General features: G+C 73.5%; 9 protein-coding genes. 2 read left to right on the forward strand and 7 right to left on the reverse strand.

The features are described from left to right. Window positions 1-273: 273 nt before the first annotated feature. Window positions 274-2730: a Tex family protein gene (locus ABZ793_RS04800; protein ID WP_357451947.1), complete on the reverse strand. Its 2457-nt coding sequence runs from the start codon at window positions 2728-2730 to the stop codon at window positions 274-276. A gap of 255 nt (window positions 2731-2985) precedes the next feature. On the opposite strand from ABZ793_RS04800, the gene dgt reads away from it, so the two are divergent. Beyond that, entirely contained in the window at window positions 2986-4497 is a 1512-nt protein-coding gene (gene dgt, locus ABZ793_RS04805) for a dGTP triphosphohydrolase (protein ID WP_357451950.1), read from the forward strand. A gap of 6 nt (window positions 4498-4503) precedes the next feature. Here dgt and ABZ793_RS04810 read toward each other — a convergent pair whose 3' ends face one another. From ABZ793_RS04810 to ABZ793_RS04835, 6 genes are all read right to left on the reverse strand, one after another. Beyond that, window positions 4504-5649, reverse strand: coding sequence for an MBL fold metallo-hydrolase (locus ABZ793_RS04810; protein ID WP_357451953.1), 1146 nt, complete (start codon window positions 5647-5649; stop codon window positions 4504-4506). Window positions 5650-5765: 116 nt separating this feature from the next. Continuing rightward, window positions 5766-6779, reverse strand: a complete 1014-nt coding sequence (locus ABZ793_RS04815) for a serine hydrolase (protein ID WP_357451956.1) — start codon at window positions 6777-6779, stop codon at window positions 5766-5768. A gap of 134 nt (window positions 6780-6913) precedes the next feature. Continuing rightward, window positions 6914-8095 (reverse strand): zinc-dependent alcohol dehydrogenase, encoded by a 1182-nt coding sequence (locus tag ABZ793_RS04820; RefSeq protein ID WP_357451958.1) that lies wholly within the window; start codon window positions 8093-8095, stop codon window positions 6914-6916. Between the two features lie 170 nt (window positions 8096-8265). Then, complete coding sequence (locus tag ABZ793_RS04825; RefSeq protein ID WP_350706426.1) at window positions 8266-9030, reverse strand: succinate dehydrogenase/fumarate reductase iron-sulfur subunit; 765 nt, start codon at window positions 9028-9030, stop codon at window positions 8266-8268. Beyond that, window positions 9027-10964, reverse strand: a complete 1938-nt coding sequence (locus ABZ793_RS04830; protein WP_357451962.1) for a fumarate reductase/succinate dehydrogenase flavoprotein subunit — start codon at window positions 10962-10964, stop codon at window positions 9027-9029. Before ABZ793_RS04830 ends, ABZ793_RS04825 begins: the two co-directional genes overlap by 4 nt. Window position 10965: 1 nt before the next feature. Continuing rightward, a complete protein-coding gene (locus ABZ793_RS04835; protein ID WP_357451965.1) occupies window positions 10966-11655 on the reverse strand; it encodes a succinate dehydrogenase cytochrome b subunit in 690 nt (229 codons plus the stop codon). A gap of 77 nt (window positions 11656-11732) precedes the next feature. Here ABZ793_RS04835 and ABZ793_RS04840 point away from each other — a divergent pair, with 77 nt between their 5' ends. Next, the gene (locus tag ABZ793_RS04840; RefSeq protein ID WP_357451968.1) at window positions 11733-12662 is read left to right on the forward strand and encodes a LysR family transcriptional regulator; all 930 of its coding nucleotides are present in this window, start codon (window positions 11733-11735) and stop codon (window positions 12660-12662) included. Window positions 12663-12740 lie beyond the last annotated feature (78 nt).

Consider the following 12740-nt stretch of genomic DNA (forward strand, 5'->3'; position numbering starts at 1 on the left):
GGTTGCTTCCGCGCCGCCCGCCCCCGGTACCCGTGGCGTCCGCGCCGCCCGCGCCCGAGTCGTGGTGCGGGGCGGCCCGACGCCGGAACGCTCCAGCGAGGTGACCGTGGCCCCGGTTCTGCTGCCGGCCCGTCGCCCGGGTTCTTGCCGGCCTTGTTCCCGGCGCCGGACCCCGGCCGTCCGCTGATCTCGGGCACGGTCGCCACCGGCTGCCCCCGCCGGCCTCGGGCCCGCCGGGCGGTGCGCGCTCGCGCCCCGCCCGGCGGGATGGCCTCAGGCCAGGCCGGCCCGGCGCAGCGCGTCGGCCATGGCGCTGTTGGCCGCTGCCGGCGCGGCGCCGCCCCGGCCGCCCTGCCGCTGCGGCGATCCGCCGCGCCCGCCGCGGCCGCCCTGCCCACCGCCGTCCCGGCCGCCCTGCCCACCGCCGTGACCGCCGTCCCGGCCACCCCGGCCACCCCGGTCGCCGCGCGGCCCGCCCTGCCCGGGCTGCCCGCCGCGCTCGCGGCGACCGCCCTCCGGACCGCCGCGACCGGCGCCGGCCTCCGCGTCGTCCTCCAGCCGCAGGGTGAGCGAGATCCGCTTGCGGGGCACGTCGACGTCGAGCACCTTGACCCGGACCACGTCGCCGGACTTGACCACCTCGCGCGGGTCCTTCACGAACGTCCGGGACATGGCCGAGACGTGCACGAGGCCGTCCTGGTGGACCCCGACGTCCACGAACGCGCCGAACGCGGCCACGTTGGTGACCACGCCCTCCAGCACCATCCCGGGCGTCAGGTCGCTGATCTTCTCCACGCCCTCCACGAAGGTGGCGGTGCGGAACTCCGGCCGGGGGTCGCGGCCCGGCTTCTCCAGCTCGGCGAGGATGTCCGTGACGGTGGGCAGGCCGAAGGTGTCGTCGACGAAGTCGGTGGCCCGCAGCCCGCGCAGGATCGCGCTCCTGCCGATCAGCGACCGCAGGTCCTGCCCGGTGCTGGACAGGATCCGGCGCACCACCGGGTACGCCTCCGGGTGCACGCTGGACGAGTCCAGCGGGTCGTCGCCGCCCGGGATGCGCAGGAAGCCCGCGCACTGTTCGAACGCCTTCGGCCCGAGCCGCGGGACCTTCTTCAGCTCGGCCCGGGTGCGGAACGGCCCGTTGGCGTCGCGGTGCAGCACGATGTTCTCCGCCAGCCCGGCGCCGATGCCCGACACCCGGGTCAGCAGCGGCGCGGAGGCGGTGTTGACGTCGACCCCGACCGCGTTGACGCAGTCCTCGACCACCGCGTCCAGCGACCGGGAGAGCTTCACCTCGGACAGGTCGTGCTGGTACTGGCCGACGCCGATCGAACGCGGGTCGATCTTGACCAGCTCGGCGAGCGGGTCCTGCAGGCGGCGCGCGATGGAGACCGCGCCGCGCAGCGAGACGTCCAGTCCGGGCAGCTCCTGGGCGGCGTACGCGGACGCGGAGTAGACCGACGCCCCTGCCTCGGAGACCACCACCTTGGTCAGGTTGAGCTGCGGGTACCGCTTGATCAGCTCGCCGGCGAGCTTGTCCGTCTCCCGGCTGGCGGTGCCGTTGCCGATGGCGACCAGCTCGACGCCGTGCGCGCCGGCGAGCCGGGCGAGCGTCTCGATCGAGGCGTCCCACTGCCGGCGCGGCTCGTGCGGGTAGATCGTGTCGGTGGCGACCACCTTGCCGGTGGCGTCCACCACGGCGACCTTCACGCCGGTACGCAGGCCCGGGTCCAGCCCCATCGTGGGCCGGGTGCCGGCGGGCGCGGCGAGCAGCAGGTCGCGCAGGTTGGTGGCGAAGACCCGCACCGCCTCCTCCTCGGCCGCCTGCCACAGCCGCATCCGCAGGTCGGCGCCGAGGTGGATGAGGATCCGGGTGCGCCAGGCCCAACGCACCGTGTCGGCCAGCCACCGGTCGGCCGGCCGGCCCTTGTCGGTGACGCCGAACCGGCCGGCGATCGCCGCCTCGTAGCGGCTCGGCCCGGTGGGCGCCGCGTCGGCCTCGCCGGCCTCCTCGGGCTCCATGGTCAGGTCGAGCACGCCCTCCTTCTCGCCCCGGAACATGGCGAGGATCCGGTGCGAGGGCAGCTTCGGGTACGGCTCGGCGAAGTCGAAGTAGTCGGCGAACTTCGCGCCGGCCGACTCCTGCCCGTCGCGTACCCGGGAGACGAGCCGGCCCCGCGACCACATCTGCTCGCGCAGCGTGCCGATCAGGTCGGCGTCCTCGGCGAACCGCTCGATGAGGATGGCCCGGGCGCCCTCCAGGGCGGCGGCGGGGTCCGCGACCCCCCTGTCCGCGTCGACGTAGCCGGCGGCGACCTCGCGGGGATCCCGGGACGGGTCGGCCAGCAGCGACTCGGCGAGCGGCTCCAGCCCCGCCTCGCGGGCGATCTGCGCCCGGGTCCGCCGCTTGGGCTTGTAGGGCAGGTAGATGTCCTCCAGGCGGGACTTCGAGTCGGCCGCCATGATCTGCGCTTCCAGGGCCTCGTCGAGCTTGCCCTGGCCGCGGATCGACTCCAGCACCGCCGCGCGCCGCTCGTCCAGCTCGCGCAGGTAGCGCAGCCGCTCCTCGAGGGTGCGCAGCTGGGTGTCGTCGAGCAGGCCGGTGGCCTCCTTGCGGTAGCGGGCGATGAACGGCACGGTGGCGCCGCCGTCGAGCAGCTCCACGGCCGCCCGTACCTGACGCTCGGCGACGCCGAGCTCCTCGGCGATCCGCTGATGAACAGAGAGGGTCACGATCTCGATCCGCCTTCGGTGTGGGTTCCGCTGAGCATTGTGCCGGCCCCGACCGACTGCCGTCGCCGCCCCCGCCCCGGCGCGTCGCGGCCCTGCCCGAGCGCGCCGCCGCCCCGCCCGGCGAGCCCGTGCCGGCACGTCGCCGCTCCGCCGGGTGCCGTCTCCTCGGTCCGGCGCCCGTCGCCGCCCCTCCCGGCGGGCGTGCCGGCGGCGACCGGTCGTCGGTCCGGCCCGCCCTGCGCTAGCGTGGCGATCATGGAACCTCCCGCGGACCCGCGGGCCCGGCGGCTCTTCGGCGGCAGCGCCCGGGCCCTCGGCGACCTCGCCGCGAGCCCGTTCCGGGCCGACCGGGACCGGATCGTGGCCTCGCCGTTCTTCGCCCGGCTGAACGGTGTGACCCAGGTGGTCAGCCCCGGCGGCTCCGGCCTGCTGGTGCACAACCGGCTGACCCACAGCCTCAAGGTCGCCCAGGTGGCACGCGCGATCGCCGAGCGGCTCACGGCCGACGGCGAGCACCGCGACCTGCTGGAGAAGTTGGGCGGCTGCGACCCGGACGTGGTGGAGGCCGCCGCCCTCGCGCACGACCTCGGCCACCCGCCGTTCGGGCACCTGGGGGAGCGGGTGCTGGACCGGCTGGCCCGGCAGCGGCTCGGGCTCACCGACGGCTTCGAGGGCAACGCCCAGTCGTACCGGATCGTCACCAGCACCGAGATCCGCGGCGCGGCGACCACCGGCCTGGACCTCACGGCGGCGGTGCGGGCGGCCATGCTGAAGTACCCGTGGACGCGCCTGGACCACCCGGACCCGCACCCCCGGCTGCTGGACCCGCCGCCGCGCGGCGCCACCCCGCCGCCCGACGACCCCGGCAGCGGCTCCTCGAAGTTCGGCGCGTACCGGACGGAGGTCGACGACCTGCGGCAGGCTCGGGAGCCGTTCGTCGGCCGGATTCCGGACTGGCAGCAGACCGTCGAGGCGTCGGTGATGGACACGGCGGACGACATCGCGTACGCGATCCACGACGTGGAGGACTTCTACCGCGTCGGGGTGCTCCAGCAGGGCGCGGTCTCCGCCGAGCTGATGGCCTGGCAGCGCGAGAGCGGGCACTTCCGGGCCATCACCGACGCGGCCCTGACCGCCGCGGCCCGCCGGCCCGGCTCGGCGATCGAGCGGCTGCGCCGGCAACTGCACCGCAAGGACGCCTGGATCGCCGACGACGAGGCGTTCGCCGCCTCCGTCGAGCACGTCCGCGAGGAGCTGGTGGAGGGGCTGCTGGCGATGCCCTTCGACGGCTCCATCGAGGCGGAGCAGTACGTGGCCCGCTTCTCCGCCCGCTGGACCACCCGCTTCGTCGACGCGATCACGGTGGTCGAGCAGCCCTCGGTCCGCTCCGGGCACGTGCTGCTCGCCCCGGCGCAGTGGCACGAGGTGCAGGTGCTCAAGTTCGTCCACCACCGGTTCGTGCTGGCCCGGCCCGACCTGGCCCTGCACCAGCGCGGGCAGGCCCGGCTGCTGGGCACCCTGGTGGAGGCGCTGCTGGACTGGCTGCTCGACCCCGAGGAGGAGTCCCGGCTGCCGCGCCGCCTGCACGACCTGGTGGAGCTGGCCGAGGCGGAGCTGCACCCGCGTACGCCGGACCGGCTCGGCAGGGCCCGCGGCCGGGCGATCGTCGACTTCGTCGCCCAGCTCACCGACGGCCAGGCGGTCGCCATGCTGGACTCCCTGTCGGGCCGCTCCGGCGCGCTCTGGACCGACGCTTTCGTCCTCTGAGGACGGTCAGGCGACGGCCTGCCACCAGCCGTCGACGGCCGGCGGGTCGTCCACCACCACCCGCTCGCCGGGGCGGGGCACGGCGAGCCGCACGTCGCGGGCCTTCGCCTCGGCCCAGATCCGGTCCACCGGCTCCGACCAGTCGTGCAGGGCGAGGTTGAACGTCGCCCAGTGCACGGGGAGGAGCAGCCCGCCGCGCAGGTCGAGGTGGGCGGCGACGGCCTCCTCGGGGAACATGTGGATGCTCGGCCAGGCCCGGTCGTACGCGCCGATCTGCATCAGCGTGACGTCGAACGGCCCGTGCTCCGCGCCGATCGCCGCGTAGCCGTCGAAGTAGCCGGAGTCGCCGGTGTAGAAGACGTTCCGGTGCGCGCCGGCCACCACCCAGGAGCCCCACAGCGTGCCGTCGCGGCGCAGCCCCCGGCCGGAGAAGTGCTGGGCGGCGGTGGCGGTGATCTCCAGCCCGGCCACCCGGTGGCTCTCGGACCAGTCCAGCTCGACGATCCGCGCCGCCGGGACGCCCCAGCGGTCCAGGTGGGCGCCCACCCCGAGCGGTACCAGGAACGGCGCCGACTGGAGGTCGGTCAGCGCCCGGACGGTCGCCATGTCGAGGTGGTCGTAGTGGTCGTGCGAGATCAGGATCGCGTCGACCGGGGGCAGCTCGTCGAGGCGGACCGGCAGCTCGTGCAGGCGGCGGGGGCCGACCAGGGCCGACGGCGAGCACCGCTCGCTCCACACCGGGTCGAGCAGCACCTTGCGGCCCTCGATCTCGATCAGCGCGGAGGCGTGGCCGTACCAGACGACGTTCAGCTCGCGTGCGACGTCGGTGGCCGGGGCGGCGCCCGGGCGCAGCAGCGGCACCGGGGCGCTCGGGCGGCGCTTCTGCTTGCCGAAGATCAACTCACGGATCAGGCCCCGGTCGGGCGCGCCGGCCATCGAGCGGGCGCCGCCGGGGTTGTGGAAGGTGCCGTCGCGGAACTGCGGCGAGCGCGCCGCCCGCTCCGCCCGCGCGCCGGTGAGCCGGCCGCCGAGCGCCGCCGGCACGTCCCGGGCCACCCACGCCAGCCCGGCCAGCGCGGCCAGCCCGGCCGCCCCGCGCAGCTGGCGACCCAACGCCCGGTCGAGTCCCGCGCGTTCCGCTGGTGCGCCCATCGCCGTCCCTCCGCCGTGTCCCGTCGTACACGGTAGCCGGGTCTCCGGCGGGTCTGCGGGCGGTCAGGGTGGCCCCGGCCGCACGACCGCCGGGACCACCCGCGCCGCGCGGCGGCTCAGCCGCCGTTGCTCGGCCGCTGCACGGCCGGACGGTGGGTGACGCCGGTGCCGGTGAGGCGGTCGACCGCGGCGAGGAAACGCCGGCCCATCCGGGCCCGGGCCTCGACGGCGGGATGGGTGGCGCCGTAGTCGTCGGCGCCAACCTGCCCGTCGGCGAAGAGGGCGTACGTCAGCAGGGGCGCGCCGGCCGCGTCGAAGATCACCCCGGCCTCGTGCCGGGCGTCGGCGAACCAGCCGGCCTTGGTGGCGATCCGGGCCCGCTCGGCCGAGGACATGACGCGCCGGACCCCGTCGGTGTACGCGACGGGGGCGCGCAACAGCCGCAGCACGAACGCCGTGGCGGCCGGCGAGAGCAGGGTGCCGCCCACCAGGGCGCGCAGCAGGTCGTGGGTCTCGCGGGGGGTGCTGGTGCCGAGGAAGAACCGGTTCGGGTTGGCCACCGGCTGCACCTGCGTGTTCGGGAAGCCCTTGTCCCGCAGGATCTGGTTGAGTTCGGCGGCGGGGCAGACCAGGCCGCACAGCCGCACCGCCGTGTCGTCGGAGACGGTCAGCAGGTTGGCCAGCGCGTGGCCGAGCGTCACCGAGCTGGGGTAGGCGCCGTCCAGGCTGAACATGCCGTCCCCGCCGGGCACCACGATCGCGGCGGTGACCTCGACCCGCTGGTCGAGCGTCAGCAGCCCCCGGTCGACCTTGTCCAGCACCGCCGCCGCCACCGCGATCTTGTTGACGCTGTACGCCTCGATCCGCCGGTCCGGTTCGTCGGCCACCGCCACCGCCGGTTCGCCGGCCGGGTCGGCGACGCTGACGTACGCCTGCCAGTTGCCGCCGGCGCGGTCGGTCTCCCGCGCGTAGCTCTCGGCGACCCGAAGGGCGGCCTGCCGGGGTGTGGCCGGAGCCGGTTCGGTGACCTCGGGGGCGGCGGACGCCGGCGCGGCGGTGCCGAGCACCGTCCCGGCGGTGGCCACCGTGCCGAGTCCCAGCGCGGTCCTGCGGTTCACCCGGATGGTCAATCGTCTCTCCCGTCGTGGTGGTCGGGCGTGCTCTCCGGCCCACCACCCTAGGCGAAACGATCGACGCCGGTGATCCCACGACGCGCTCACCCGGCCGATCCCGCTGGTCGCGCCGGTGACGACCACCGTCCGGCTCACGGCGCGAGCACGACCTTGACGCAGCCGTCCCGCTTCTTCTGGAACATCTCGTACGCCTGCGGCGCCTGCGCCAGCGGCACCCGGTGGGTGCGCAGGTCCGCCACACCCAGCGGGTCGTCGTCGGAGAGCAGCGGGATGATCTCGTCGGTCCACCGACGCACGTGGCACTGGCCCATCCGCACCTGGATGCCCCGGTCGAACATCTCCATCAGCGGCATCGGATCGACCTCGCCGCCGTACACGCCGGAGATGGAGACGGTGCCACCGCGCCGGACCGCCTTGAGCGCCGCCTTGAGCGCGACGAGCCGGTCGACGCCGACCTTGTCGATCATGGTCTGGGCGAGTTTGTCGGGTAGCAGCCCGGCGGCGGTCTGGGCGAGCTTGCCGAGGGGAGCGCCGTGCGCCTCCATGCCGACGGCGTCGATCACCGCGTCGGGGCCGCGCCCGTCCACCAGGTCGATCAGCGCACCCGGTACGTCGTCCAGTTCGCTGACGTCGAGCACCTCGATGCCGTGCCGGCGCGCCATCGCCAGCCGCTCCGGAACCAGGTCCAGCCCGATCACCCGGTCGGCGCCGAGGTGCCTGCCGACGCGGGCGCAGAACTGGCCGACCGGGCCGAGCCCGAAGACGGCGAGGGTGCCGCCGCGCGGGGTGTCGGCGTACTTCACCGCCTGCCACGCCGTCGGCAGGATGTCGGACAGGTAGAGCCACCGCTCGTCGGGCTCGGTCTCCGGCACCTTGATCGGGCCGAACTGGGCCTGCGGCACCCGCAGGTACTCCGCCTGTCCGCCGGGCACGGAGCCGTAGAGCGAGGTGTAGCCGAACAGCGCGGCGCCCTTGCCCTCGGACGTCACCTGGGTGGTCTCGCACTGCGCGTAGAGCTGCCGCTGGCACATCCAGCAGGTGCCGCAGGAGATGTTGAACGGCACCACCACCCGGTCGCCCGGCTTGAGCCGGGTCACCCCCGGGCCGACCTCCTCGACGATTCCCATCGGCTCGTGACCGAGGACGTCGCCGGGCTTGAGGTACGGCCCGAGCACCTCGTAGAGGTGCAGGTCGGAGCCGCAGATGGCGGTCGAGGTGATCCGGACGATCGCGTCGGTCGGCTCCTCGATCCGCGGATCCGGCACCTCCTCGACCCGTACGTCCCGCTTGCCCTGCCAGGTCAGTGCCTTCATGTCCCGATGTCCCCTCTCGCGGCCTCCGGTGGACTGCTACCCGTCCAAGCCGGCTTGAACCGGGTGCGGTGGACGGGGCAGCTCGACAGGGCGGGTGGGTGCCGGAAAGCGGGCGGGCCGCCGCACCCGCAGGGGTGCGACGGCCCGCCGTCGGCGTGCTGCCGGAAGGGTCAGGCGCCGGGGGTGTTGTCGCCCCGCTTCGAGGTGGCCATCAGGTAGTCGCGGTTGAGCCGGCCGATGGTGTTCAGCGGGATGCCCTTCGGGCAGACCACGGTGCACTCACCGGCGTTGGTGCAGCCGCCGAAGCCGGCCTCGTCGTGCGCGTCGACCATGCCGATCACCCGGGTGTAGCGCTCCGGCTGGCCCTGCGGCAGCAGTGAGAGCTGGGTGATCTTGGCGGCGGTGAAGAGCATGCCGGAGCCGTTGGGGCAGGCGGCGACGCAGGCGCCGCAGCCGATGCACTCGGCCGCCTCGAAGGCGGCGTCGGCGTTGGCCTTGGCGACCGGGGTGGAGTGTGCCTCGGGGGCGCTGCCGGTCGGCGCGGTGATGTAGCCGCCGGCCGCGATGATCTTGTCGAACGCGCCCCGGTTGACCACCAGGTCCTTGATGACCGGGAACGCCCGGGCCCGCCACGGCTCGATGTCGATCGTGTCGCCGTCGGAGAACTGCCGCATGTGCAGCTGGCAGGCGGTGGTGCCGCGCTGCGGCCCGTGCGCGTTGCCGTTGATCATCAGGCCGCACATGCCGCAGATGCCCTCGCGGCAGTCGTGGTCGAACGCCACCGGCTCCTCGCCGGCGAGGATCAGCCGCTCGTTGAGCACGTCGAGCATCTCCAGGAACGACATGTCCGGGGAGACGTCGTCGACCTTGTAGGTCACCATCCGACCCTTGTCCTCGGGGCCGGACTGGCGCCAGATGCGCAGGGTCAGGTTCACTTGTAGCTCCGCTGCGTGGGGTGGACGTATTCGAACTTGAGGTCTTCCTTGTGCAGCACCGAGGGCTCGCCGGTGGCGGTGAACTCCCAGGCCGCGACGTACGCGAACCGCTCGTCGTCGCGTTCCGCCTCGCCGTCGGGCGTCTGGTGCTCGGCCCGGAAGTGGCCGCCGCAGGACTCCTCGCGGTGCAGGGCGTCGATGCACATCAGCTCGGCCAGCTCGAAGAAGTCGGCCACCCGGCCGGCCTTCTCCAGCGACTGGTTGAGCCCCTCGCCGTTGCCCGGCACCCGGACCCGCTGCCAGAACTGGTCGCGCAGGGCGCGGATCTCGTCGATCGCCTTGCGTAGCCCGGTCGCGCTGCGCTCCATGCCGCAGTGCTCCCACATGATCTGGCCCAGCTCGCGGTGGAACGAGTCGACGGTCCGGTCGCCGTCGACCGCCAGCAGCCGCTGGATGCGGTCCTCGACGTCGGCGCGCGCCTGCACGGCCGCGGGGTGGCTGGCGTCGACCTTGTCGAACGGCCCGGCCGCGAGGTAGTTGGCGATGGTGTTCGGCAGCACGAAGTAGCCGTCGGCCAGGCCCTGCATCAGCGCCGAGGCGCCGAGCCGGTTCGCGCCGTGGTCGGAGAAGTTCGCCTCGCCGACCACGAACAGGCCCGGGATGGTCGACTGGAGGTCGTAGTCGACCCAGAGGCCGCCCATCGTGTAGTGCACGGCGGGGTAGATCCGCATCGGGACCTCGTACGGGTCCTCGCCGGTGATCCGCTCGTACATCTCGAAGAGGTTGCCGTACTTGGCCTCGATGGCCTTGCGGCCGAGCCGGTTGATCGCGTCGGCGAAGTCCAGGTAGACGCCGAGCCCGGTCGGGCCGACGCCGCGTCCCTCGTCGCACACGTTCTTGGCGGCGCGGGAGGCGATGTCCCGGGGGACCAGGTTGCCGAAGGAGGGGTAGATCCGCTCCAGGTAGTAGTCCCGCTCGTCCTCGGGGATGTCCTTCGGGCTGCGGGTGTCGCCCTTGGCCTTGGGCACCCAGACCCGGCCGTCGTTGCGCAGCGACTCGCTCATCAGGGTCAGCTTCGACTGGTGGTCGCCGGAGACCGGGATGCAGGTCGGGTGGATCTGCGTGTAGCAGGGGTTGGCGAAGTACGCGCCCTTGCGGTGCGCCCGCCAGGTGGCGGTGACGTTGCAGCCCTTGGCGTTGGTGGAGAGGTAGAAGACGTTGCCGTAGCCGCCGGAGGCGAGCACGACGGCGTCCGCGAACTCCGTGGTGATCTCGCCGGTGACCATGTCCCGGACGACGATGCCCCGGGCCTTGCCGTCGACGACGATCAGCTCCAGCATCTCGTGCCGGGCGTTCATCTCGACGTTGCCGAGGCCGATCTGCCGCTCCAGCGCCTGGTACGCGCCGAGCAGCAGCTGCTGACCCGTCTGGCCCCGGGCGTAGAAGGTGCGCTGCACCTGCGCGCCGCCGAAGGAGCGGGTGTCGAGCAGGCCGCCGTACTCGCGGGCGAACGGGACGCCCTGGGCGACGCACTGGTCGATGATGTTGACCGAGACCTCGGCCAGCCGGTGGACGTTCGACTCCCGGGACCGGAAGTCGCCGCCCTTGACGGTGTCGTAGAAGAGCCGGTGCACCGAGTCGCCGTCGTTGCGGTAGTTCTTGGCGGCGTTGATGCCGCCCTGCGCGGCGATGGAGTGCGCCCGGCGCGGGCTGTCCTGGTAGCAGTAGGACTTGACCCGGTAGCCCTGTTCGGCGAGCGTGGCGGCGGCCGATCCGCCGGCCAGGCCGGTGCCGACCACGATCACGGTCATCTTCCGGCGGTTGGCCGGGTTGACCAGCTTGGCCTCGAAGCGGCGGCGGTCCCAGCGGGTCTCGATCGGGCCCTCGGGAGCCTTGGTGTCGGCGATCGGGTCGCCCTCGGTGTAGAGATCCATGTCAGGACACCAATCCGGTGAGTACGGCGAACGGGACCACCAGGAAGCCGGCGCAGAGCGCGACGGCGAAGACCAGCGCGGCGGTGCGCGCCCGGCGCTCGCCCTTCGGGGTCTGCTGCCCCAGGCTGCGGAACGCGCTGAACGCCCCGTGCCGCAGGTGGAAGCCCAGCGCGACGATCGCCAGGGTGTAGAAGAGCGTGACGTACCAGCGCTCCGGCGCGAAGTCGGCGACGACGTTGGCGTACGGCTTCGTCGGGTCGCCGACCGGGTTCAGGTGACCGGTGGTCAGGTCCAGCAGGTGGTAGATCACGAAGAGCAGGATGATCACCCCGCCCCAGCGCATCGTGCGGGCCGCGTAGCTGCCCTGGACCTTCGGGCGGTGTGCGTACCGGACCGGGCGGGCGGCGCGGGAGCGCCGGGCCAGGACGGTGGCGGCGGCGATGTGCGCCACGACGGCGACGGTCAGCGCGCCGCGCTGGATCCAGAGGAACCAGACGCCCGGCAGCAGCGGCTTGCCGATGTCGCGCAGCCAGTGCGCGTAGTGGTCGAACGAGGTCTCCCCCGTGAACACCTTCAGGTTGCCGAGCATGTGCAGGATGAGGAACAGCACCAGGATGATGCCCGTCACCGCCATGACGGCCTTGAGGCCGACGTTGGAGCGGATGGGCGACCGTGTTCTCGTGACTACCACGCGAACGACGCTAGGAGCACATGGATCAGTCGTCCAATGCATCGACCTCGCAGTCTTGATAGCTATAGGCTATGTAGATGCAGCTCCATCAGCTGAAGTACTTCGTGGCGGTCGCCGAAGTCCGACATTTCACCCAAGCCGCCGATCTGGTGGGCATCACGCAACCCTCCTTGAGTAAGCAAATTCACGCCCTGGAGGACGCCCTCGGCGCCCCCCTCTTCGAGCGGGTAAGGGGCAACATCGCGCTGACCGCGGCGGGGGAGGTGCTGCTTCCGCTGGCCAAGCGGATCCTCGCCGACGTGGACACGGCGACCCGCGAGGTGCAGGAGCTGGTCGGCCTGCGGCGCGGCCGGGTCCGGCTCGGCGCCACCCCCAGCCTGGCCACCTCGCTCGCCCCGCCGGTGCTGCGCCGGTTCCGCGACGCCCACCCCACCGTCGACCTGCGGGTGGAGGAGAGCGGCTCGCAGGACCTGGTCCGCGACCTGCTCCGCGGCGACCTCGACCTGGCGCTGATCATCATGCCGGCGCAGGGCAGCGATCCCGGGCTGCGCGCGGACCCGATCCTGCGGGAGAGCCTGGTGGTCGCCTCGGTGGAGGAGCTGCCGGTCGCCCCCGGCGCCGGCCAGCTGCGCGTCGGCGACCTGCGCGACCAGCCGATGGTGATGTTCCGGGAGGGCTACGACCTGCGCGACGCCACCATCCAGGCATGCCGGGAGGCCGGCTTCGAGCCCACCATCGCGGTCGACGGCGGCGAGATGGACGCCGTGCTGAGCTTCGTCGAGGCCGGGCTGGGCGTCGCGCTGGTGCCCGGGATCGTGGTGGCCCGCCGGGCGGGCGTCCGGGTCACCCGGCTGGCCCCGCCCGGCGTCCGGCGGACCATCGCGGTCGCCCGACGCCGCGACGTGGTGCCCACCCACGCCGGCCGGGAGCTGCGCCGGATACTGCTGGAGTACGTCCGCGACGCCACCACCAACGGCGACCTGCCGCCCGGCGTCGAGCCGCTCTGACCCGCCGGGACGACCCGTCGGCAAGGCGACCTCGGGTGCGCAAGGCGGAAGGCGAATCCCGGCCGGCGGTCGACCTAG

Source organism: Micromonospora sp. NPDC047465, from assembly GCF_040643125.1.
Lineage (GTDB): Bacteria > Actinomycetota > Actinomycetes > Mycobacteriales > Micromonosporaceae > Micromonospora.

Coding starts and splice junctions, on each gene's coding strand:
- ABZ793_RS04810 (WP_357451953.1), bottom strand. CDS start 5,649: ATGGGCGCACCAGCGGAACGCGCGGGACTCGACCGGGCGTTGGGTCGC.
- ABZ793_RS04840 (WP_357451968.1), top strand. CDS start 11,733: ATGCAGCTCCATCAGCTGAAGTACTTCGTGGCGGTCGCCGAAGTCCGA.
- ABZ793_RS04830 (WP_357451962.1), bottom strand. CDS start 10,964: ATGGATCTCTACACCGAGGGCGACCCGATCGCCGACACCAAGGCTCCC.
- dgt (WP_357451950.1), top strand. CDS start 2,986: ATGGAACCTCCCGCGGACCCGCGGGCCCGGCGGCTCTTCGGCGGCAGC.
- ABZ793_RS04820 (WP_357451958.1), bottom strand. CDS start 8,095: ATGAAGGCACTGACCTGGCAGGGCAAGCGGGACGTACGGGTCGAGGAG.